Source organism: Pseudomonas sp. 910_21 (assembly GCF_052850735.1).
Map to the genome: position 1 here is coordinate 244,776 of NZ_VXCY01000002.1, position 22,865 is coordinate 267,640.

The following is a 22,865-nucleotide window of genomic DNA, read 5'->3' on the forward strand; positions in this document are numbered from 1 at the left end:
CCCGCAGAAAAATCTGCCGACGCTGCGTGGCGCCGAGGTAAGATTGCCATCCTTTGCGTCAGCCTTCGCTGTCGGTTTCTCAAGGATGAATCATGCGGCTCCCCTCGATCCTGTTGCTGAGCCTGTCCCTGGTGCTCGGTGGCTGTACCTTCGTCTCCACCCTCAAAGCCACCACCGTGAGCTACCGGGTGCCGGCCGATGCCGGTGACACCGCGCTGATCCGCATCGTTGCCCAGGGGCTGGTGCGGGGCGTGCCCTACAGCGATTGCATCGACTGGCGCAAACCGGCGTCGGGGCTGATGGTTCGCCCCCATCGTGGCATCGCCAATCCCAACTTCCGCAACCTGGGCATTCCCATGACGGCCGCCACCGACCGCATGCGCCGTCAGGAAGGCTTTGGCGCCAACGAGCTGAAGATCCCGGCCAATCGTCCGTTCGCCTTCATGTTCTACAACACCGAACCCGGGATGGATAAGGACTACCGCTTTGTCTGCGAACAAAGCGTGACCTTCGTGCCCGAGGCCGGCGCGACCTATCAGATGGTGTTTCTCCAGGACCAGATGTGCACAGCGATGCTGCGCAAGATCGACGATCAGGGCGAGATGCTGCCAGAGCGGGTGCCGCTGCGCCCTACCGATTATTGCAGCGCCGATGCCCGATAGAGCGCGAATCTAGGGCGCATAGTGCTCGCAGATTTCCTCCCAGATAGAGGCTCCGCGTAAGCGGATCCAGCGGATCAACACACGGTTGCGAAACGTCTGCCAGCGGCCGTAGGGCCGCCGATCCAGACTGTCCTCGATGTTCTCCGCGCCGGATGAGGCGCTGCGACGGGCTCACCAGCGACGATAGGGTTGGCCGAAGGGAACCCCGTTCAAGGTGTGAGTGCAGCAAGGGCAATTGGGGCTCATGGTGGCTGCGCTCAGTTGGGCATTGACCTTCTGCAGCAGGCCCTGGGTATCGACGTACAGACCGCTGAAATAGGCGCAACCACTGAGCCCCACGTAATCCTGTCGTTCGTGCTCATGCAGGGCCACCAACCAGAAAATCGGCTCTTCCCGATCCAGCCGGCCTTTCGCTTCGCTGAATACCCCATCCCACGGCTGGCCGACCCGGCTGAGCAGAAAACGGAACAGAGGGGTGTAATCCAGCCCCAGGCGCTTGTCGGAGTGCATGCTGCCGCGTTGCTGTTCCCTGGCCAGGAGGGCCTTGCTGTGGCGCTGTTTGGCGTAGGACGGTGAGTTCTTGTGTCCCACGCCCCGGGTCCGGGTGTTGACCTTGCGGTACAAGGGTTGTTTTTCCATCGGGCTAGTCCTTCCTGGTGGCCGGCGACAGCGGATTCTATCTCGGCGCAATCATCCGTGTCGGCGCCGTGCCATTGGCATTGTGCTGATAGATCGCCACGGGCTGCCCTTGCTCATTGAAAAACACCTGGCCGATCCCCGACGAGTTCCACAGCCGCTCCCCGGCCTCGGCATGCTCGGGCACATGGGGCATCACCTTCATCCGCCGACGCTTGGTGAACCAGTTCAACGGCGATCGCGGCGAGTAGAGCCAGCGGTTGAGGCGGTCGAACCATTCCAGCAGGGCGGCGGGGAATTCGTTCTTGATGCCGCTGCTGGTGATCTGCCAGATGCGCGGGCCGCCCTGGCGGTGACGGATCAGCACTTCGTAGACGAAGGAATAGTGCACATCGCCGGAGAGAATCACGTAGCTGCCCGGGGTACGCGAGTGGCGGAAGATGTTGAGGATCACCTGGGCCGAACCGCGATGGGCCATCCAGTTTTCCGCGTCCACCAGCAGCGGGTAACCGCACCAACTGAAGACTTTCTGCACCGTCTCGATCAGCTTGACGCCGAAGATCGGTGCCGGTGAAACGATGATCGCCGAGGGGTGATCCAGCAGTTCGTGTTGCAGTTCGCACAGGGCCTCCCAGTCCAGCAGGCCCGAGGGCTGGCCCAGGTTGGACTCGCTGCGCCAGCGCCGGGTGCGGGTGTCCAGCACCACCAGGGCCGGGGTGCTGGGCAATACGTATTGCCACTGCTGGAAACCCAGCAACTGGTCGATCAGGTCGTTTTGGGCCTGACATTCCAGCATGCGTTCCGGAGTTTGTGCTGTGGTGCTCAAGGCGCGGGTCTGCTCCAGCAGTTGGACGAAGGCATCCGGGTTGTTGCCCCAGCCCTGGCACAGCATGTAAGCCAGCAGCGCGTTGCCGATGATGCGTTTGGAGAAGGGGTGACCGTAGGCGGTTTCTTCCCATTGGGCGCTGAGGTTCCAATCGTCGGTGATGTCGTGGTCGTCGAAGATCATCAGGCACGACAGGTGGGCGAAGACCCGCGCGGCACCCTTCAGGCCCAGGACAAAATCGTCGATGCGCTGCTGCTCCCGGGTGTAGCGGGTTTGCTGTTCCGGCGTCAGTTGCGGCGGCTGTGGCGCGATCAGGGTCCAGGGCAGCGGTGACCACACCAGCAGGTACATGGCCAGCACCTCGGCGAACGTCACCAGATGGTTGTCGGCGTTGCTGCTGGTAAAGATCGGTTTTTTCACCCCGCCGAAAAACCGCTCGCGCAGGGTTTCATTGCTCTTCAGCGCCGGGAGCAATTCGGCCCGCTGGTAGTAGCTGGCGCCATGGCGGTATAGCGCCTGGCTGTCGGCCACCACCGCGCCCTCCAACTCTTCATCGAACAGCCCGAGGCGCTCGATCAGGGCGTGAACTGCCCGCAACATGGGGCCGGCCACATCGTCGGCGTACACCTGATCGCCGCTCATCATCAACAAGGCGGGGCGCTGTGCGGGCTCGGGCTGTTGCGCCAGCAGGCGATCGACGCAGAGCAGGCCATCAGTGGACGGGTGATGGGGCTTGCGGCAGGAGCCGTGGAGCAGGTTGTCGATGCGGCTGTGGAGCACGAACTCCGGAGTCCTGGCATCGCCATACAGCAGGTGCGGCGCCCAGTCGGCAATGGCTCGGGCGCCGTCCTCGGCGTCATTGATCAGCAAGTCATAGGCAATCGTCACGTCCTGGGGCAGGGCGGCGTCCAGGGGCACATCGATGAGATGGATAAAGGCCTGACGGCCCACAGGAATGACCTGGCATTGCTGCTGATTGAGGGGTAGTTCCGCGACGAGACCGTCAGCGGGTTTCAGGCGCAGGGTCAGCGGCAACGCCCTTGAACCCACCAGCCACAGCACCAGCCGCGTCGGTTCCAGGCGGCGCAGCAGCGGGCCGGCGAGAACAGGGGGCAGGGCAGGGGTGGGCGTAGTCTGTGGCATCTGCAGCGAGATCTCTGGCGGTTGCAAAGGGCGCGCAATGGTAGCGCAGCCGATGTCGAAGAAACGTCGGCTGTGGGGGCTCAAGCAAGGCTTTTGTATCCGATTATTTATTAGCGCTGGCCAGCATCACGCCGAACCCGAGAAAGGTAATCCCCGACAGTTTGCCAACGATCCGAGCCCCCCGGCGGCTGGACAGCCAGCCCCGGGCGCCGTTGGCCATCAGCGCATAACCGCTGTGCAGCGCAATCACCAACAGGCTGTAGGACGCCACCAGCATAAAGAACTGGTTGTAGTAATCGCCTTGCTGCTGGATGAACTGCGGGAACACCGCGAGAAAGAAAAAACCGGCCTTGGGGTTGAGCAACTGGATCGACAGGGCCTCGACAAAGCGCCGCCCTGGGCGGGCCTGGTTGTCTTTGATCGGTGGAATAAAACTCTGAGTGCGCCACATCTTTACCCCCAGATACAGCAGGTACAGGGCTCCGATGTACTTGAGCAGGGTAAAGGCGGTGGTCGAGGCCGCGAGGACCAAACCCAGGCTGCTGGCGGAAATTCCCGCCACCACAAAGGCACCCAATGCGATACCGAAAATGCCCGGCAGTGCCCCGCTCCAGCCGTGGCGCAGGGCGTTGGACAGGGTCAGCACCACCCCGGGGCCGGGGCTGAGGATAGTCAGGGTGGCCAGCAGTAAAAACACTCCATAACTTGCCATGCAACACTCCAGAAACGAGCCATTGAAGGGGCGCAGCCTGCTCCGCGGTTGGCGGTCTGACAAACGCTTTAATTGCACGGCTGATGTGCCTAAATCAGAACCATGCACAGGCTCTACAAAGCCTGTCAGGCGCCGCTGGCCCGGGCGGGCAACTGGCTCAGATGAGTCACCGCGTCCTGCTGAATCTGCGCCAGCATCCAGTCGATAAACACCTGGGCTTCGGGGGCGGCATCCGCGGCGACGGCGTAGTAATAGCGGGTCAGTGGCTGACGCAGTTCCGGCAAGGGGCAGATCAGGCGGCCGCTGGTCAGATCCTTGGCCAGCAACGAGGCCGGGCACAGCGCCAGGCCCAGCCCGTCGACACAGGCCTGGAGCACGAAGTGCAGATGGTCGAAATGCAAGCTCGGTGGCTGACGCAGTGGCTTCAGGTCGCAATGTTCCAGCCATTTCTGCCAGTCGTTGGCGCGGGTGCGGCTGACCAGCAGGGTATGGCGTCCCAGATCCTTGGCACTGTTCAGCGCTGTGCTCTGCAACAGCGATGGCGCGGCCACCACCAGGATTTCATCCTCCAGCAAGCGCTGAGGCTGCAGCGCTGGCGCCCAGCCCGAACGCCCGCGGCGAATCACCAGGTCGAAGGTTTCCCGGGCCGGGTCAGGGAGCTGGGTGCTGGTCACCACCTCCGGCTGGATCTGCGGGTACAGCGCCATGAACTGCGGCAAGCGCGGAATCAGCCAGCGCACCGCGAAGGACGGCCGCACATTGAGGGTCACCTTGCGCAGGGCCGCACCGCGGCGCAGGGACGCGGCGGCATTGGCGATCTGGGTCAGGGCCACGCTGACCTGTTCATAGAAAGCTTGCCCGGCGGGGGTGAGCACCGACTGGCGAATGCGCCGCTCGAACAGCAGCACTCCCAGGTGCTCTTCCAGAAGTTTGATATGGCGACTTACCGCGCTGTGGCTCACGTGCAGTTCTTCAGCCGCGCGGCTGAAACTCTCGTGGCGAGCGGCGGCGGCAAAGGCGCGGACGGCGTTCAGGGGCGGCAGGTCAGTGATCATGCGTCTAATTTAGTCACCTATGCGGCGCAATAAAAGCGTTTGTCAGTGCCACAGCAGAACGTCAGGCTGAAAACCATTCGTGACCTGCCGGTTTGCCTGCCATGCCCGATACCCATGCCCGCACCACCGATCAAGCTTCCGCCCGCGCTGCTTCGATCCTCGGCCTGTGCCTGCCCGGCGACACCTTGCTCTACCTGCTGCTGCCGATGCAGCACGAGGCCTTCGGCGTGACCCTGGCCGAAGCCGGCCTGCTGCTGGCAGCCAACCGCCTAGTGCGGATCTTCGGCTACAGCCATGTGATGCGCTTCTACGCCCGCCGCGGTGATCGCCCGGTCTGCGTGCTGGCCGCCTTCACGGCGGCGTTGTGCGCCCTGGGTTACGCCACCTTGTCCGGTTTCTGGTGGCTGCTGCTATTGCGTCTGGGCTGGGGCCTGACCTACGCCGCCCTCAACCTCTCGACCCAGGTCATGGCCACCGCCGAGCCCAGCGGCGCCGCTCGCCGCACCGGTCGTTCCCGAGCATTGATCGCTACCGGGCCGATGCTGGCCTTGCCCCTGGGCGCCCTGGTCAGCGTCGAATACGGCCCGCGGGTGATCTTCCTGCTGATGGCCCTGACCTCGCTGATCGCCATGCTCCTGGCGTTCGGCCTGCCGGCCAAGCCCCATCCGCTGGCAAGCTCCAGCCGCCGTTTCCAGCGCCCCGACAGTGTGGCGCTGTGGTCCTTTATCGAAGGGCTGGTGCTGGATGGTCTGTTCATCATTGGTCTTTCACTGCTGGCTGAACAGCTGATGGCGGGTAATGCGGTGCTGGTGGCGGGCGGGCTTCTGGCCCTGCGCTACGTCTCGGAAATGCTCCTCAGCCCCCTGGGCGGTATCGCCGCACAACGCTGGGGCGCGACGCGGATGTTGATCGTCTTCTCCCTGCTGACCTCTGTGGCCCTGGTGGGTTTTGGTTGCCATTGGCTGATTGTCGGCGGCGCCCTGGTGCTGGTGTTGCGGGCCCTGCAACTGCCGCTGGTGGTCACGGTGGTGGCCCAGCGGCATCCGGGGGCGGGAAGGGTGCGGGCCTTGGCGGCCAATGCGGTGTGGCGGGATATCGGTGCCGGGATCGGGCCGTTGATCGCCGGGTTGCTGCTGCCGGTGGCATCGACGGTGTGGGTGTATTCGCTGGCGGCGGGGTGTTTGGCGCTGAGTGCGTTGGCGTGTCGGGAGGTTCGTATTCGTGGGGACGAGGTTAAGCCGGCGCCTGCCGAAGAGGTTTGAGGGTTTTTGAAGAGTTTCTGCGGGCCCCAGCAAGTCAGATCAGTTAAGGAAATTCTGTAGGAGCGCCGCATTCTTCCCTGTGAACAGGTGTCATCGTTGACGTCCATCGCGAGCACGCTCGCTCCTGCAGGCCTCAGGCCGAGGCTTTGTGTTCTTCGCCGCGCTCCACACTCTGCGGTTGGCCTTGCTCTATCACCCAGCGCAACAGTTCGGTCACCGATACCCGGTGTTTGCGCTCCACCCACTCCATGCCTTCGGGGCTGTAGTGCTCGCTGTAGCGGGTCAGGATCAGATGATTCTGGTCTTCGGACATGCGCAGGCTGACTTCGCGGCAATGCAGGCTGGCGTCGTCGAGTTTGGTCACGCGTTGCAGGAGCATCAGGGCGTGTTGATCGGAGGTGGACATGGGCAGCTCCTTCGCGACTAGAGGGGCTGGGGCCGAGGCGGACTTGATCAGGTGCATGGTCAGGGTTCTCCAGCAGGGGGAAGCCGATGCTGGCAGGCGAACCTTGCGCAAAGATGTCTGCTTTATTGCGCGGGTGAAGGTTTGTTACTGCGTTGAAATATATGACGCAGGGCGGCGAATGGTTTTAGATAAAGGCTCTTTCCGACTTGAAGTGATGCCCGCTGGTGAGCCGCCTGTTGATCGTGGACGACGACATTGAAGTCCTCGCGCTGCTGAAGAAATTTTTTGTCCAACAGGGCTATCAGGTGGCCGTGGCCACCGATGGCGCTTCGCTGTGGGCGGCTCTGGAGCGGGAGGTGCCGGACCTGATCATCCTCGACTTGATGCTCCCCGGCGACAACGGCCTGACCCTGTGCCAGCGCTTGCGCCAGCAGCACGCCACGCCGGTGATCATGCTCACCGCCATGGGCGAGTTGAGCGATCGGGTGGTGGGCCTGGAGATGGGCGCCGACGATTACCTGAGCAAGCCCTTCGATGCTCGCGAGCTGCTGGCCCGGGTGCGGGCGGTGCTGCGCCGGGCCGGAGAGGTCCGGCCGGTGAGCGCGGACGTGCCGCGGCCCCTGATCAAGTTCGCCGACTGGCAGCTGGACCTGACTCGCCGTGAACTGCGCTCGCCGGACCAGGTGATGATTCCGTTGTCGGCGGGGGAGTTCGACCTGTTGCTGGTGTTTGTCGAGCACCCGCAACGCATCCTCACCCGCGAGCAGTTGCTGGACCTGGCCCGGGGCCAGGCCCATGACGCCTTCGATCGCAGCATCGATGTCCAGGTCAGTCGCCTGCGGCGCAAGCTGGAGTTCGACACCAAGCGCCCGGCGATGATTCGTACCGTGCGCAACGGCGGTTACCTGTTCACCCCCAGCGTGACCCGCCAGTGAAGCTGATCAAGCCGTTGTGGCGCTATCGGCTGCGGGACACCGTGGCGCGCTGGATCGCCCTGACCATCATCATGGCCATGCTCACCGCCCTGGCCTTCAATGCGCTGTTCGTGCAACTGGCCGGGGTCTGGGCCTATCCGCCGCTGGCGGAAACCGGGTTGCTGGAAAAGTCCGCGGCCATCGTGCGCATGATCGAAGCCTCGGAACCGGGCCAGCGCCCGCGACTGGCGGAGGCCGTCAGCAGTGACCACCTGAGCATCTCTTGGAGGCCGACGCGCCAGGGCTTTGCCCTGCCTGAGCTGGACGACCCGGAGTATCGGGTCGGCTCGGAAGGCATCCGCGCCATGCTGCAACCGCCCCAGCGGCATATCGAGGCTTACCAGCCCAGCGACTGGTCGGGCCCGGACGGGCGCTACGCGCTGCTGGTGCAGTTGACCGATCAAAGCTGGCTGATGTTTTCCTCGGCGTCCCGCAGTTGGGGGCTGGAGGAGGGCACACGCAACCTGATCGTGATCGCCCTGGTGCTGATCTCCACCGGGCTGGTGGCTTTGATCGCCACGCGCCGGCTGGCCAAGCCGCTGCAGCAGTTCGCCCAGGGCGCGCGGCGCTTCGCCGTGGACTTTCGTGCGCCGCCCATCGATCCGGTGGGGCCCCACGAGATCCGCCAGGCAATCCTGGCCTTCAACGCCATGCAGGCGCAGTTGCAGCACTTCATCAAGGACCGCACCCAGATGCTCGCGGCCATTTCCCATGACCTGCGCACGCCCCTGACCCGCATGCGCCTGCGCGGCGAGTTCATCGAGGATGCCGACCAGCAGCAGCGCCTGTTCCGCGATGTGGACGAAATGCAAGCCATGATCAATTCCGCCCTGGAGTTCTTTCGCGACGATGCGCGGCTGGAACAGGCCACCCATTTCGATCTGGCCGAACTGTTGCAGACCCTGGTGGACGACTATCGCGACCAGTCGATTCCGATCGTTTTCAGCGGCCCGCCGCGTCTGGTGTATTGCGGCCGGCCCCTGGGGCTCAAGCGGGTGATGACCAACCTGCTGGACAACGCGGTCAAGTACGGGGGCGAGCCGGCCATTGTGCTGGAACACGATGCGCATCAATTGCGCGTGCGGGTGCTGGATCGTGGCCCGGGGATTCCCGCCGAGGCACTGGAGCAGGTGTTTGCACCGTTCTTCCGGCTGGAGTCCTCGCGCAACAAGAGCACCGGCGGCGTGGGCCTGGGGTTGTCGGCAGCGCGGGCGATTGTCCGCGAGCATGGTGGCGAGTTGCGGCTGCTCAATCGTGAGGGGGGCGGGCTGGAAGCACGGGTGGAATTGCCGGTGTAGTCAGGACTCTGCGGCCAACAAAAACCTGCAGGATTTGGCGAGCTTCTGCAGGACGGCGTTGCAGAGGCAACGCCGCCCAACCGATCACGGCCTGAGGTGGCTACCGGGTCATATCAGGACCAGTCGAAGCAGAACAGCACCAGGCCCTCCACCGGCTCATAGAACATCACGATCAGGTCGGCGCCGCTGATGCCGTAGTGGCTGGCGGGCACCCCCAGTACGTGCTGGAAGCGCCGGCCCGCGGGGCTCAGGGGCCAGACGTCGATATCGCCGCTGTCGTCTGTGGCTTCAACGATATCCATGGGGAATTCCACGGTTTCCACCCAGTTGCCGTAACCCTCGGCCACGCCGCCTATTTCATTGATAAAAGTCAGGCGCTGCTCGTCATCTTCCGGCCAGGTCAGATAGCCCAGTTCCTGGTAACGCTGGCGCGCCGTCTGGTAAGCCGCGTGCTCCAGGGCGTAATGGCTTTGCAGTTGGGCCCGCTGGTTGCGCCGCGATTCGGGCAGTTGGGCATTGTCCGGGTGCAGGAAGAAGTAGCGTGGATCACCGCACAGGCGGTAGCGACCGTTCTCGATCTTGAAGCCGATCCAGTTGGTCTTCAGCAGCTCGCTGCCAAAACCTTCGTCCTGGGTGAGTTCGCCCACCAGGCCTTCATCGGGTTCGATGGGGCTCAGCAGGTGCAGGCGCCCGGACCATTCGGGGTTGATCTGGCTGGCATCGATGGACAGCAGGGGCAGCAGGTGTTCGGCCAGTTCCTGCTGGTCGGCGACGAACAGCTCACGGGCGTCGGGGTAGGCGACGGCGCCGGCAGGCAGTTGTGTGAGTTCCGGGGTTGGGATTGCGGGCATGCAGCGGGTCCTTGAACAAACGGGAATGACAGGGAAAGAAGGCCGCACGCTTCAGGCGCGGCTGTTGCGGAAACTGCCGGGAGTGATGCCCACGACTTTCTTGAAGGCGCGGGTCATGTGGCTCTGATCGAAGAAGCCGCAGCTGAAGGAGGCTTCCGCCAGGCTGGCGCCGGTGCGCAGCAGGTTCTGCACCTGGGCCACGCGTTTCTGGATCTGGTAGCTGTGGGGCGACACGCCCACGGTCTTCTTGAACACGCGGATCAGGTACAGCGGGTCCATGTCCACCAGTTGCGCCAGTTCCTCCAGGGGGATGTGCCGGGCGTATTCGTCTTCGAGTTTTTGCTTGATGAACTTGACCGCGCTGCGTTCGGCGCTGGCGATGGCGGCAATGGGGGCGCCGCTGCGTTCGAAAAGTTGGGTCACCAGGTCCAGGAGGATGGATTCGCGCTCCAGGCTGGGTGGGGAGTTTTCGATGATCTGGTGTTGCTGGAGGAAGGTCAGGGCAAAGCTGGGGTCGAGGTTCAATGCACTCTGGAACAGATGGATATGCTCGGCGCCGAAGCGTCCTTGAAAGATCACCCGGTTGACCCAGCCCGGGTCCAGGTAAAGCATGCGGTACATCCAGCCCTGGTCATGCCCGGGCAAGCCGTCGTGAATCTCCCCCGGGGTGATGGTGACGACGCTACCGGCGCTCCCCAAGTAGTAGCTGCCCCGATAAAAGAGTTTTTCAACCCCGCTGCTTATAACCCCTACTGCATATCGATCATGTGAATGCCGGCCAAAAGACTGAGTGCTGTAACGCGCAGATAACAACTCACAGTCGCCTTCGGGTATTCGCCAAAACTGCACGAAATCCTTGTCTGGCCTAAAGACTTTGCCGGGTTTGTGCTCATCCATGAGTTTGTCCAGTTTTGTGCAATACGTTGGAAAAATGGGCCGCTAAATTTAGCACCCATTTCATAACGCAAGCTAGGGGAAGTGATGCCTACAAAACTAGTTATTGGGGATTACAAAAAGTCTTCATGGTCATTTCGTGCATGGCTGGTTCTTGTAACGGCAGACGTCTCCTTCGAGACCCTTCAAGTCAAGCTGGAACAGGACGACACCCGTCAGCAGATCCTGCGCTATTCGCCGTCGGGCAAGGTGCCGGCGCTGCTGCTGGACAAGGTGGTGATCAACGACAGCCTGGCCATCTGCGAGTACGTCGCCGGTGCCTATCCGTCGGCCAACCTGTGGCCCCAGGACGCGCTGATCAAGGCCCAGGCCCGTGCCGCTGCGGCCGAGATGCACTCGGGTTTCGTCAATCTGCGCACCCAGATGTCCTTCGGCCTGAACACCGGTGACACCCCCGAGCCCCTGACGGCCGACACCCAGGAAGAGATCCAGCGGATCTTCGCCATCTGGAACAACCTGCGCGAGGCCAGCGGCTCCAAGCAGTTCTTGTGCGGCGACTTCGGCATCGTCGATGCGATGTTCGTACCGGTGGTGTTCCGCTTCCGTCGTTATGGCATCGCGGTGCCGACGCAACTTCAAGCCTATGTCGAACAAGTTCTGGCCTATCCGCCAGTACAGAAGTGGCTGAAGTTGGCTGCAGCAGAAGTTTGAAAAAAGCCAAGTAGTTATAACGAATAACGCTAACTAAAAATTAATGATTATTTGACTGAAGGCAGAAAAGACCCTGGTGTTTTTTCTGCTTTTTCGAGTCTGACTTTTGTTGCGAAAAGGGGAATTTATGAGTGTTCATAAAGTGACTGCCAAGGATGTTGGCCGTGATGGGCAAGTTTACGACGTGATCGGCATCGGTTTTGGCCCGGCGAACATCGCCCTGGCCATCGCCATGGAAGAGATGGAGTTTGCCGGCACCCGGCTGTTTCTCGAGCGTCACGCGAGCACTCAATGGCAGCCGGAGATGATGCTCTCCGGCAGCGATATCCAGAACCACCCGAGCCGCGATCTGGTGACCCCGCGCAACCCGCGCAGCCGCTACACCTTCACCAACTTCCTGTTCGAGAACGACCGGCTGTTCGAACACCTGAACCTGGGCCTGGAGTTCCCGCTGCGCAGCGAGTTCGCCGAGTACGTGCGCTGGGTCGCCGGGTTCTTCGCCCGGGACGTGGCCTACAACCAGAGCGTGGCGCAGATCCAGGTCGACCCGGCCAGCAACCTCTACACCATCACCACCCAGGCCGGCGTGCAGTACCAGGCCCGCTCCGTGGTCCTGGCCCCGGGCCGCACCCCGGTGATTCCGCAGGTGTTCGCCAATGCCGCAGCGGATCGGGTGTTCCACCTGACCCAGTACCTGGGCCGCCTGGCCAACCTGGCCCAGAAGGGCGAGCTCAAGCGGGTGGCGGTGGTGGGCGGCAGCCAGAGCGCCATCGAGATCATCCTGCACCTGCGCCACACCTATCCGACCCTGGAAATCGTCAACGTGCAGCGCGGCTACGGTTTCCGCCTCAAGGACACCAGCCAGTTCAGCGAGCATGTGTACTTCCCGTCCTTCGTCGACCAGTACTACAACAGCTCCGCCGAAGCGAAGAAGAACATCAACCGCCACCTGCACTACACCAACTACTCCGCTGCCGATGCCGACGTGATCAAGGAACTCTACGTGGGCATGTATGAGGACAAACTGCAGGGCCGTGAGCGCGTGATCATCAAAGGCCACAGCGATATCCAGGGCTGCACCCCGGACGGCGAGGGCTATCGCCTGTCGCTGCGCAACAGCAACACCCACGCCACCGAAGAGCTGGGCGGGCTGGATGCCGTGGTCCTGGCCACGGGCTTTCGCAACCTCGGCACCGGCCCCCAGGAAGAACGCTACCCGGCGATTCTCAAGGACCTGGCCGAGCACCTGGACTGCGATGCCCAGGGCGTGATCCGCATCGGTCGCGACTACAGCCTGGCCGCCGCCAAGGGCAGCCATCTGCCGGCGCTGTACCTCAATGGCCTGTGCGAATCCTCCCACGGTTATGGCGATGCCGGCTCCTTCAGCCTGCTGTCGCTGCGCTCGCGGGACATTTTCAACTCCCTGAACCAGCAACTGGGCCTGGCCCAGGCGGCGGAAAAGATCGCCTGAGCCGCTGCATCGAACCCTGAACCTCGACCCCTTTATGTGAGCAGGCAGCAATGGATATTTCAGAAATGGATGAGTTGGGTGTATTTGCGGATGTGGAGTCTTCGGCGCGCAGTTACTGCCGCAGCTTCCCGGTGGTATTCGACCAGGCCCAGGGCAGTCATCTGTATGACCTGAAAGGCCAGGCCTATATCGATTTCCTGAGCTGCGCCGGTTCAGTCAACTACGGACACAACCCCAAGGCGGTCAAGGCCGCGGTGATCGACTACCTGCAACGGGATGGCATCCAGGCCGCCCTGGACATGCACAGCCGGGCCAAGCAGGAGTTCATCTACAACTTCCGCAGGATCATCCTCACGCCACGGACCCTGCCCTACAAAATGCAGTTCACCTCGCCCACCGGCACCAGCGTGGTGGAGTCGGCGGTCAAACTGGCGCGCAAGGTCACCGGACGCCGGCACATCGTGGCCTTCACCAACGGTTTCCACGGCATGTCCAACACCTCCCTGGGCCTGACCGGCAACCGCGACAATCGCCAGCCCGGTGTCGATCCCTATGTGTTCCGCATGCCTTTCGACGGTTACCTGGCGGGTCTGGATTCCATCGAGTACTTCGAGCGCTTACTCAAGGACAACAGCTCGGGCATGGACCTTCCGGCAGCGGTGATCCTGGAAACCATCCAGGGCGAAGGCGGGATCAATGTGGCCTCGGCGGAGTTCCTGCAGCGTCTGCGGCAACTGACCACCGAACACGGCATCCTGCTGATCGTCGATGACATCCAGGCCGGCTGCGGCCGTACCGGGACCTTCTTCAGCTTCGAGCCCTCGGGCATCACCCCGGACATGGTCTGCCTGTCCAAGTCCCTCAGTGGCTACGGCTTGCCGTTCGCCCTGTTGCTGCATCGTCCGGAGCTGGACCAATGGTCCCCCGGCGAGGACAACGGCACTTTCCGCGGCAATACCCTGGCCTTTGTCGCGGCCACCAAGACCGTGCAGGAGTTCTGGAGCGACGACCGTCTGGTCAAGCACATCCAGGCCAACGAAGCGCAGCTCAAGGAATGGCTGGCCGAAGTCACCGAACGCTTTGCCGGGCACATCAAGGACGTGCGCGGCCGCGGTCTGTTCTACGGCATCGAGTTCCACGATCCGGCCCTGGCCGCTGCGGTGATGCGTGCCTGTTTCGCTCGTCGCCTGATTATCGAGCGCTGCGGTCCGGTGGACCAGGTGCTCAAGCTGATGCCGGCGCTGACCATCAGCAGCGAAACGCTGCAGGTCGGCCTGGCGAGTATTTTCGATGCCATGCAACAGGTACTGGAGCAGGGCACGCTAAGTGACCCGGACCAGGACGTTGATCCTCTGGTCTTCATCAATGGAGTCGCGCATGTCGACTAATACCAACCGCGCCATCATCGAACTGACCATCGGCGGGCTGATGCTCAGCCTGTCGGCGCTGGCGGTGGCCTTCGCGCATATCGGTGCCGGCGGCGCGGGGTTCTACCGCATGCTGTTCGCCTCGATCCTGTTTTTCCTGCTGCTCAAGGTGCGCCGCATCCCGGTGTTGCTCAAGAGCGCCAAGGCGCAGCTGTACACGGCCCTGGCCGGGGTGTTCCTGGCCATCGATCTGGTGCTTTGGCACCAGAGCATCTACATCGTCGGCCCGGGCATCGGTTCGATCCTGACCAACTGCCAGGTGTTCTTCATGACCCTGTTGGGTCTGTACCTGCTCAAGGAAAAACCGTCGATCTACTTCCTGATCTCCATCACCCTGGCGTTCGTCGGCCTCTACCTGTTGCTGCTGCCGGAAATGACCAGCGCAGTGGGCATCAAGGGCGTGGTGTATGGGGTGCTCTCGGGTCTGGCTTACGCCATCTGCGTGTATTTCCTCAAGGTCAACACCCAACTGCCTGACGGCGGTGGCGACAAGATCGCACAGATGCTCAACCTGAGCCTGTGGGCCGCGCTGGTGCTGCTGGTCTACGCCCTGGCCATGGGGGAAAGCCTGGCCATTGTCGATGGGCAGACCCTGGTGATGCTGATCATCTACGGGGTGATGGTGCAGTTCGTCGGCTGGTTGCTGGTCAATCGTTCCATCGGTGCCATCAGCCTGGGGCTGGCGGGGCTGATCCTGTTGCTGGAGCCGGTGATCACCTACTTCGTCGACGTGGCGTTTCTCGGCAAGGCCAGTTCGGCGCTGCAGATCGCTGGCGCGCTGCTGACCATCTTTGCGGTGTACATCGGTTCGATCAAACCGCCGGAGAAGGTAACGCCGGTGACCGAGGCCGCCTGAGGCCTCGACCTGATGCAGGGGGCCAGCTGTTAGCTCCCTTCAACTCATAGTTCCGCTCGACTTTTACTGCGCACAGACCCGCCTGTCTGCGCGCAGTTTTTTTTGCCCGCAATTCAGGCCGTCAGTGCCAGGCGTGTCGCGCCGGCGTCCGCCGTCGCCTGGGTCCGTTCATCCTCTTCCAGCCCCCGCGAGGCGCGGCCTACCAGCAGCGGGTCCGGGGCGTGGGCGACTTTCAGGTCCTTGCCCGGGTAGTCCAGCTCGTGGAGGAAATGACGGATGCAGTTGATCCGCGCGCGCTTCTTGTCATCGGACTTGATCACCGTCCACGGCGCATCGGCGGTGTCGGTGTGGAAGAACATCGCCTGTTTGGCGGCGGTGTATTCGTCCCACTTGTCCAGGGACTTGATGTCGATGGGCGAGAGTTTCCAGTGCTTGAGCGGGTCGTCCCGGCGCGAGATGAAGCGCCGCAGTTGCTCTTCGCGGTTCACCGAGAACCAGAACTTGAACATCAGGATGCCGCTGTTGCACAGCATGCGCTCCAGCTCCGGGGTCTGACGCATGAATTCCAGGTATTGCAGGGGCGAGCAGAACTCCATGACCCGTTCCACCCCGGCGCGGTTGTACCAGGAGCGGTCGAAGAAGACCATTTCCCCGGCGGTGGGCAGGTGCTGGATATAGCGCTGGAAGTACCACTGGCCCTTTTCCTGTTCCGAGGGTTTCTCCAGGGCCACGATCCGTGCGCCACGGGGGTTGAGGTGTTCCATAAAGCGCTTGATGGTGCCGCCTTTACCGGCCGCGTCCCGGCCTTCGAACAGCACCACGATGCGCTGCCCGGTTTCCTTGACCCAGCTTTGTACCTTGAGCAGCTCGATCTGCAGCTCGTTCTTGGCCTTTTCGTACTCGGCCCGGCGCATCCGGTTGCGGTAGGGGTAGCTACCCGGCAGCGAGGCTGAAACGCTGTCTTCATTGGAGCCGCGCGGGGCGCTGGCCACTTGCAGGGCCATGGGTTTCTGGCTGATGGCGCTGATGTCGGCTTCGGCGGTTTTCGCCGGCGCCGCCTGGGTGGCGGTGCGTGGGCGACGGGTCCGGGGGGCGGTGGTTTTACGCACAGCGGTCTTGGCGGCCGGGGTGCTGCTGGCCGGAGCTTTTTTCACTGGAGCAGGTGGCAGGGGCAGGGCGGTGGATTCTTCACTCATGGGAGGGGGCCTGTAGTTACGTTCAATGTCCTCCGGTCATTTTTAGGGCTGGGCAGTTGGCGGCCGTTGATCTCGATCAAGTTTGTAATAAGGAAAAGTCGGTAATCAGTTAAGATTTTTTCGGCGGCTCGCTCGGGAGCTATCTGACCTGAGGCGGAGACCATCACCACTGGCAATTGCGCCGCAGGATCTCGATGCGCGGGGGTGTGAAAGGACGGCGGATATCAACCCGCCGCCTGTCGTTTTCAGTGAGCCAGGGCCGGGCGTCTATCCGCAGGATCACGCTGGCCGGGCTTGGCGGGCGCCGAGGGGGTGGCGCTGTGCCGGGTTTGCAGGGCGCCGAACGAGGTGATGTAACCGGCGATGGCGCTGGCGACCACCGTCGGTGGGCTGGCCAGCCAGACCTGACCTGGACCGGAGCGCCCCGGGAAATTCCGGTTGATGGCGCTGACGGTGACCTGCTCCTGATGGGTCGATGAACCAGGGCCGCAGTTCGCGCAGGCTCCGCAGGCCGGTTGCAGCAGCTGCGCGCCAAAGGTTTCGAAGGCCGGCAGGTAGCCCTTTTCCTCGCAGTAGTCGCGGACATCCACGGTCCCGAACTGCAAATAGAGTTTGACCTCGGGATGCAGCCGCAGGTCGTTTTCCAGTGCCCAGTTGATCACCTCGAAATAATGATCGAAGTCATCGCGCTTGCCGGCCGTGCAGGAGCCGCCATAGGCGATATCGACCATGACCCGCTCGGTCAGATCGGTGAGGCGCTGTCCGTTGCCGGGGTCGCCCGGAGAGGCAATCATCGGCAGGATCTGATCGCAGTCGAGGACGATCGTGTCGGCGTAGTTCGCCTCGGGGTCGCTGGTCATCCAGGGCTCGAGCACGAAGTCGAGGTGGCGCCGCTCCTTGAGAAAACGAACGGTCTCCTGATCGGGTACGACGATTCCGCTGAAACCACCCAGCTCCGCTGTCATGTTGGTGAGGGTGGTGCGTTCGTCGGTGGACAGGAACGCCAGGGCCGGGCCACCGAATTCGAAGATCTTGCCGACACCGTGGCCAGCCTTGATCCGGCCATCGGCCAACAGGGCCAGCACCAGATCCTTGGCGGTCACGCCAGCGGACAAGCGGCCGACCAGGGAAATGCGCAGCACCTGTGGATACACCGTCCTGACCGAGCCGGTCATGAAGGCGTTGGCCATGTCGGTGGTGCCCACGCCAAACGCCAGGCAACCCAGTGCACCGCTGTGAGGAGTATGGGAGTCGGTGCCGACCACCACTTGTCCAGGCAGGGCATATTGCTCGGCCATCATCGCGTGGGAGATGCCCTCGCTGCCTTCTGCCGGCAGATAGCCGTGGGCGCTGAGTCGATGCTTGGCGACGAAGTCCCGATGGGCCTGAGACAAGCCATCGAGTTCGCCGACCAGGCTCTGTTGCAGGTGCGCCGGGCTTCGGCGCTTGTAGGACAAGTGGTCCTCAAACGCCAGGATCGATTCCGGCTGGTACACAGAGAAGTTTTCGCCGAAGGCATCGTCGAGCAAATGGGCGCAAAGCCCGGTGTAGTACTCGTGGATAAAGCGCCAGTCGGCCTTCAGCAGAATGCCGGCGCCCTGTTCGACGCGCTCGGCCCCGCGGGCCTTGATCAAATGCCGATGAATGATTTTTTCGGCAAAGGTCAGGGGCCCGGTGGGCAGCTGCGGCGACGGCTCCCCGGGCTGGTCCGGCTGCTGACGCAAATGCTCGCGACCGTAGTTGAGCAGCCCGCCGCTGCGCAGAATTGCCGTGGACAGCGCATCCCTGGTGCCAATCAGTTCCTCCAGCGACAGCTCTTCGCCGGCCTGCAAGCGCGGCACCAAGGACAAGTCGGTGGAGGTCAGCAGGCCGATGTTGTCGGCGTTTTGTCGGTAGATGCGCTCGAAGCTTTCGGCGATGACCAGGCGGATGCCGGCTTTTTTCTCCGCCAGCGGGCTGTGCTCGCGGGAAGAGCCTTTGCCGTAGCGGGTACCCGCCACGGTCACTGTAAACCCTGCGGCGGCGACATCGTCCTTGCCGATAGGCAGTACCGGGCCGGTCTTGAGGCCGACATAGGGGTATGAACCCAGCCGGTGGTCAAAAAAAGCCAGCACCGGGATCGGTGTTATTTCGTCTGTTGAAATGTCATCGCGCAGGGGCCGTGCCTCCTCAAGGGTCAGTGTTTGCCCCCCCAACTGCCGTGACACTTTCAAAGGATCGCTGCTGAGAAAAAGCAGCTTTGCGTCAAGCTTGAAACCCATGATTCACCCCAAAAGAAATGGCCGACGGTTTCAGATCAAGTGCCGACCGTCATAGACGCTGTTGTCGTAGGCGGCATGGTTGGCAGCCTCGGCGGCTGGCGCTGGTTTCGAGGTTACGGCGCCTCCCCAGGTGGCATAGATCAACGCGCCTTTGGAGGACTTCCAGGCGTGGGTGCTGCCTGGCGGGTAAATCACCAGATCGCCCTTGAGGTAAATACCGTTTTCATCCTCAAAGTCACCGTCCAGGATCAGAAAGGTTTCATGGCCGTGATGGTGGTGAGCTTGGGCACTGGCGCCCGCGTCGCAACGGATCAAGGCAATCCGCTGGGCACTCTCCTGGCATTCGAACAGCGTGTGAATGCTGGCGCCGCTGCGACCCAGTTGTTGATGAGTCGACCATTGGATCGAATCCGGCTCGCTGGATACATTCAGCAGATTGAAGACTGTCGGGTTCATGGATGTGCGCCTGTTATAGAGAAGAGGTGATGAAGTTGAAGGTCGAGCTGATGGTCGCCGTGCGGGAGATTCTTTCTATCGCCGCCAGGTGACGCTCTTGGGTCACCGCCGCGCAGGCATCTTCCAGCACGGTGATCTTGAAGTCCCTGTCATGTCCGTCGAGGGTCGTGGCGAGGATGACGTGTTCGGTCGATACCCCCGTCAATACCAACTCTTCAATACCTTGGGTCCGGAGTATCAATTCCAGGTTGGTTTGATAGAACGGGCTGACCCGGCTCTTGGCGATCACGATTTCGTCTTCGCGGGGGCGCAGGTCGTCATGCACCTGGGTGGACCAGGTCTGCAACTTCAAGACGCCATGTTCCTTGGCGGGAGCAAACACTCGGGAGTGCGGGGGGAAGCCTTCATAGTGGGCGTTGAAACCGACGACGATAAAGATGATCGGCAGTTGATTGCTGCGGGCGTAGTTCAAGGCCGATGCGGCCTTTTCCACCACCCGACGTTCCTCGGTCTGTTGGTAATAGCCTTCACGGGCATAAACCCCTTCGGGATGGACAATTTCATTGATGAAGTCCATGACCAGCAGTGCTTTCTTTGCAGACATCATTCATTCCTTTAAATGAGGGGGGCGATCAGGCCACTTCAGTGATTGCCACAGGCGCTTGGGCGTAGGCCGACTGCAGTGCATCGAAGGCCACGTAGTGGGCATCCTGGGCAAAGTCGGTCCAGAAGCCGGGGCGGCTACTGCCGGCCTGCATGAACCAGCGGGTGTGCTCGGAAGGCAGGCCCAGTACATAGAGCCCCTTGATGGGCTGGCCCGAGCGGTCGATCGGGTGATAAGGACCGGGGGTGACGGCGACGCCGCCGGTGACGAAGTCCTCGTCGATCCCCTGGTTGATGTAGTTGGTCCAGTACCCGCGCCGCACCAGGTTTCTGGTCAGCGGTGACGGGTCTCGGAGCAAGTCTGGCGAAGGGATGCGCCCGTCGATGACCACATCGATCAGTTGCCTGGAGTGACGGACCCTGGGGGACTGGATGCTGAACTTGTGGTGCTGGGTATCGATGCCATAGACCGTTTCAGGTCCCACCAGCGTCAGTACCCCCGCCGCGATCAGGGCGCGGATTTGCTCGGTGCGGTAAAGGGGCGGTCCTGCGGTGAGAAACAGGCTGGTAGGGGCGTAGTACTGCAGGAAGTCTTCTTGATGCGAGCGCGGGGTGAGCCGGCCGAAATCCACCACGCTTCTGATCAGGGCGCGGGTATCGCGAATGGTATCCAGGGCGGCTTTCATCGGGTTGTCGACGTTGCCCTCGCGGGCGCTGCACAAGTCATCTTCCAGTACCCGATCCAGGGCTTGGGCAAAGTCTGCCGGGCTGTGGAACTCTTGGGCGCGGAACGGCCTGGCCAGTCGGTCCAGCTCCAGGACCGGAAGGTCGCTCACGCCGAAGTCGGCGGCCGCGGCAACAAGGGCCGGCAAGGAGAACAGTTGCTGTTGCGCCACGCGCTGCTTGAACTGCTGCTCGGCTGCCTGCCCCGCCTTGGCCCGTAGGGCGGTGGCGAAGTAGACGATGTTGATTTCAACCAGCAGCAGCGGAAGCACTTCGGCAGCAAAGTCGATGTGACCGCGTTTTTGCAGCGCATCGATCTTGTCCCGGGTGATGCACAGCGGTTGGTATTGAAAGTTCGGACCTTTCTGGTTGCGGCCCCTGGCGGGGATCAGCATACCGCTGCGGGACCCGGCGAACAGCTTGGGTTCACGGTGCGACGGGATGTAGGTGGTAACACCGTCGACAACGCTGAAGCGGCCACCACGACCGACCGTGAGGGCGGCAACGATGTCGTGGAACGCCAGGCCCAGGCCGACGATCCCCACCTGCTGCTCCGACTGGATTCGCGACAGCGGCATGTCGGCTGCGGAGTCGCCGCGAAAGAACTCCAGCCCGGCAGTCTGCTGGGCGAACTGTTGCAGCTGCTTTTCCCAGCCGATCAACTCGGGGGTGGGGTGCCCGGTGGCGATGACCACCTTGTCGACCTGGAGAAAAGACCCGTTATCCAGTTCCAGGGTCTGGATGTTTTCATCGTTGACCAGATCGACGACCACCTCCGGTACGCGCTGCAGCGAGATGTTCGGCGTGAAGCTGGCCTCGATGGTCGCCAGGACGAACTGCATGTACTCGCCATGTACCGCGCGCGGAGCATAGGCATTGGCCCCCGGGTAGGCCGGGTCCACGGAGCTCCACCATTGTGCCAGCGACGGCCCGGCGCCCGGTCTGATCGGGCCGTCGTCCAACGGCCCGGAGAAGGACGAAACCTCCTCGGCGACGGTATTCATCACGTAGTGGCGTGGTTGATCGGTGCGCCATACCCGGCCGGAGCCCATTTGCGCGCTGTCGATCAGATAGACAATGACTGGCTTGATCGGGGCGTCCATGAGCATCAGTGCGGCCAGGCGCTCCAGCACAGACAGACCACGGGGGCCGCTGCCAATGATAGCGATACGGTGTGCAGGCGACGAAGGCGTGATGTGTCGTAGAGACATACTAACTCCTGTTTGTATGTGATGACGGTTCTAGAGGGGCGGGCAATTATTTGAAGGCTTGATGAAAGCGCCTGACGGCCTCGTCGATGGCTTCATCGCTACCGGCAAAGGACAGTCGGATATAGCCTTCGCCCCCCTCACCAAAGGCGGTGCCTGGGGTGACGGCGACTTTCGCGGTGCTGAGCAGCCAGCGGGTAAACGACAGGGAGTTTTCAAAACCCAGGTCGGCGATGGAGGCAAACAGATACAGTGCGCCCTCGGGGGCTATGCACTTGATGCCGGCAATGCTCTCAAGGCCTTCGATCAGCCGGTCGCGGCGCTTTTGATAGGAGGTCACCATGTCGGCTATTCGGTGCTGGCAACCTTTGAGGGCAGCGACGCCGCCGCGTTGAATGAAGGAGCCCGCACAGCCGACGGTATGCTGATGGACCTTGAGCAGCTCATTGGAAATGCGCTCGGAACTGACGACGTACCCCAGGCGCCATCCGGTCATCGCGTAGGCTTTGGAAAAGCCGCTGATGGTGACGGTGATGTCCTGGGCGCCTTCGATGCTGGCAATGCTGATATGGCGGGCCTGGCCGTAGATGACCTTTTCGTAGATCTCATCGGAAATGATGTACAGCCCGTGTTTCAGCGCCACCTGGACCACCCCGGTGACCTCTTCGCGGGTCAGCACGCGGCCGGTGGGGTTGTTGGGGTTGTTGATCAGAATGGCTCTGGTGCGTGGCGTGATCGCCTGTTCCAGGGCGTCGGCTTCGAGCATGAAGCCGTTTTTGCCGTCCAGCGGCACGGCCTTGACGGTGGCACCGGCCATGGCCGCCATGGCCTTGTAGCTCACCCAGCTGGGGGTTGGGATGATGATTTCATCGCCCTGGTCCAGCAAGGTCATCAATGTGATGAACAGCGCGTGCTTTGCCGATGGCGTGACAATGATGTTCTTGTCGGCCACCAGATCGAGCCCGTGCTCGGTCTTGTATTTATGGGCCACGGCGTCCAGCAGTGCCTTGGTGCCACGGCTGGGTGTGTAATGAGTGTCACCGTCTGACAGTGCTTCAACGGCAGCATCTACGACATGATCGGGCGTCCTGAAGTCAGGTTCACCACCGCCGAGATCGACGATATCTTCCCCCTGCTCACGCAGGCTGCGCACCATATCCAAAATGGCGTAAGTTTCCGAAAGCTCAAGGTTTTCAACCCGTTTGGAGAATGCGTGTAGGCGCATTTAAATCAC

At 62.3% G+C, this 22,865-nt stretch carries 21 protein-coding genes; 8 read left to right on the plus strand and 13 right to left on the minus strand.

All coding sequences use genetic code 11. The features are described 5' to 3' along the window. Positions 1-92: 92 nt before the first annotated feature. Positions 93-662, plus strand: coding sequence for a hypothetical protein (locus tag FW796_RS06185; RefSeq protein WP_404937605.1), 570 nt, complete (start codon positions 93-95; stop codon positions 660-662). A gap of 171 nt (positions 663-833) precedes the next feature. Here the strand turns inward: FW796_RS06185 and FW796_RS06190 are convergent, their stop codons facing one another. From FW796_RS06190 to gcvA, 4 genes are all read right to left on the minus strand, one after another. After that, a complete protein-coding gene (locus tag FW796_RS06190; RefSeq protein WP_346633926.1) occupies positions 834-1,301 on the minus strand; it encodes a hypothetical protein in 468 nt (155 codons plus the stop codon). A gap of 37 nt (positions 1,302-1,338) precedes the next feature. Then, a complete protein-coding gene (locus FW796_RS06195; RefSeq protein ID WP_446439304.1) occupies positions 1,339-3,267 on the minus strand; it encodes an alkaline phosphatase D family protein in 1,929 nt (642 codons plus the stop codon). Between the two features lie 103 nt (positions 3,268-3,370). Further along, positions 3,371-3,979 carry a LysE family translocator gene (locus FW796_RS06200; protein WP_446439146.1) on the minus strand — a complete coding sequence of 203 codons (609 nt, stop codon included), beginning with the start codon at positions 3,977-3,979 and terminating at the stop codon, positions 3,371-3,373. 125 nt (positions 3,980-4,104) lie between these two features. Next, positions 4,105-5,034 carry a transcriptional regulator GcvA gene (gene gcvA, locus FW796_RS06205; protein ID WP_446439147.1) on the minus strand — a complete coding sequence of 310 codons (930 nt, stop codon included), beginning with the start codon at positions 5,032-5,034 and terminating at the stop codon, positions 4,105-4,107. Positions 5,035-5,135: 101 nt separating this feature from the next. Between gcvA and FW796_RS06210 the strand changes: the two genes are divergently transcribed. Continuing rightward, positions 5,136-6,296, plus strand: coding sequence for an MFS transporter (locus FW796_RS06210; protein WP_446439148.1), 1,161 nt, complete (start codon positions 5,136-5,138; stop codon positions 6,294-6,296). 133 nt (positions 6,297-6,429) lie between these two features. On the opposite strand, the gene FW796_RS06215 is transcribed toward FW796_RS06210, so the two are convergent. Continuing rightward, the gene (locus FW796_RS06215) at positions 6,430-6,702 is read right to left on the minus strand and encodes a hypothetical protein (RefSeq protein ID WP_346633930.1); all 273 of its coding nucleotides are present in this window, start codon (positions 6,700-6,702) and stop codon (positions 6,430-6,432) included. Positions 6,703-6,926: 224 nt separating this feature from the next. Between FW796_RS06215 and FW796_RS06220 the strand changes: the two genes are divergently transcribed. Together FW796_RS06220 and FW796_RS06225 are read left to right on the plus strand one after the other, a co-directional pair. Then, positions 6,927-7,637 carry a response regulator gene (locus FW796_RS06220; protein ID WP_346633931.1) on the plus strand — a complete coding sequence of 237 codons (711 nt, stop codon included), beginning with the start codon at positions 6,927-6,929 and terminating at the stop codon, positions 7,635-7,637. Then, positions 7,634-8,974: a sensor histidine kinase gene (locus FW796_RS06225; protein WP_404937600.1), complete on the plus strand. Its 1,341-nt coding sequence runs from the start codon at positions 7,634-7,636 to the stop codon at positions 8,972-8,974. The genes FW796_RS06220 and FW796_RS06225 overlap by 4 nt, the downstream gene beginning before the upstream one ends. A gap of 113 nt (positions 8,975-9,087) precedes the next feature. On the opposite strand, the gene FW796_RS06230 is transcribed toward FW796_RS06225, so the two are convergent. Both FW796_RS06230 and FW796_RS06235 read right to left on the minus strand, forming a co-directional pair. Continuing rightward, positions 9,088-9,825, minus strand: coding sequence for a hypothetical protein (locus FW796_RS06230; protein WP_404937599.1), 738 nt, complete (start codon positions 9,823-9,825; stop codon positions 9,088-9,090). 51 nt (positions 9,826-9,876) lie between these two features. Beyond that, positions 9,877-10,722, minus strand: a complete 846-nt coding sequence (locus FW796_RS06235; protein WP_346633934.1) for a helix-turn-helix domain-containing protein — start codon at positions 10,720-10,722, stop codon at positions 9,877-9,879. Between the two features lie 84 nt (positions 10,723-10,806). Here FW796_RS06235 and FW796_RS06240 point away from each other — a divergent pair, with 84 nt between their 5' ends. The 4 genes from FW796_RS06240 to FW796_RS06255 all read left to right on the plus strand — a co-directional run bounded on the left by FW796_RS06240 (position 10,807) and on the right by FW796_RS06255 (position 15,184). Beyond that, complete coding sequence (locus tag FW796_RS06240) at positions 10,807-11,430, plus strand: glutathione S-transferase family protein (RefSeq protein WP_123724719.1); 624 nt, start codon at positions 10,807-10,809, stop codon at positions 11,428-11,430. Positions 11,431-11,557: 127 nt separating this feature from the next. Next, positions 11,558-12,901, plus strand: a complete 1,344-nt coding sequence (locus tag FW796_RS06245) for a SidA/IucD/PvdA family monooxygenase (protein WP_402884984.1) — start codon at positions 11,558-11,560, stop codon at positions 12,899-12,901. Between the two features lie 65 nt (positions 12,902-12,966). Beyond that, a complete protein-coding gene (gene ectB / locus FW796_RS06250) occupies positions 12,967-14,289 on the plus strand; it encodes a diaminobutyrate--2-oxoglutarate transaminase (RefSeq protein WP_346633995.1) in 1,323 nt (440 codons plus the stop codon). Next, a complete protein-coding gene (locus FW796_RS06255) occupies positions 14,279-15,184 on the plus strand; it encodes a DMT family transporter (RefSeq protein WP_346633936.1) in 906 nt (301 codons plus the stop codon). Before ectB ends, FW796_RS06255 begins: the two co-directional genes overlap by 11 nt. Positions 15,185-15,297: 113 nt before the next feature. On the opposite strand, the gene ppk2 is transcribed toward FW796_RS06255, so the two are convergent. The 6 genes from ppk2 to FW796_RS06285 form a co-directional block, all read right to left on the minus strand. Further along, complete coding sequence (gene ppk2 / locus FW796_RS06260; RefSeq protein WP_446439305.1) at positions 15,298-16,188, minus strand: polyphosphate kinase 2; 891 nt, start codon at positions 16,186-16,188, stop codon at positions 15,298-15,300. Positions 16,189-16,625: 437 nt separating this feature from the next. Beyond that, positions 16,626-18,641: an aconitase family protein gene (locus FW796_RS06265; RefSeq protein ID WP_446439149.1), complete on the minus strand. Its 2,016-nt coding sequence runs from the start codon at positions 18,639-18,641 to the stop codon at positions 16,626-16,628. A 30-nt stretch (positions 18,642-18,671) separates the two neighbouring features. Beyond that, positions 18,672-19,097, minus strand: coding sequence for a cupin domain-containing protein (locus FW796_RS06270; RefSeq protein WP_446439150.1), 426 nt, complete (start codon positions 19,095-19,097; stop codon positions 18,672-18,674). A 13-nt stretch (positions 19,098-19,110) separates the two neighbouring features. Continuing rightward, positions 19,111-19,701, minus strand: coding sequence for a cysteine hydrolase family protein (locus FW796_RS06275; RefSeq protein ID WP_346633939.1), 591 nt, complete (start codon positions 19,699-19,701; stop codon positions 19,111-19,113). Between the two features lie 28 nt (positions 19,702-19,729). Then, positions 19,730-21,634 carry an FAD/NAD(P)-binding protein gene (locus FW796_RS06280; protein ID WP_446439151.1) on the minus strand — a complete coding sequence of 635 codons (1,905 nt, stop codon included), beginning with the start codon at positions 21,632-21,634 and terminating at the stop codon, positions 19,730-19,732. A gap of 46 nt (positions 21,635-21,680) precedes the next feature. Further along, the gene (locus FW796_RS06285) at positions 21,681-22,856 is read right to left on the minus strand and encodes a pyridoxal phosphate-dependent aminotransferase (RefSeq protein WP_346633941.1); all 1,176 of its coding nucleotides are present in this window, start codon (positions 22,854-22,856) and stop codon (positions 21,681-21,683) included. Positions 22,857-22,865: the final 9 nt, after the last annotated feature.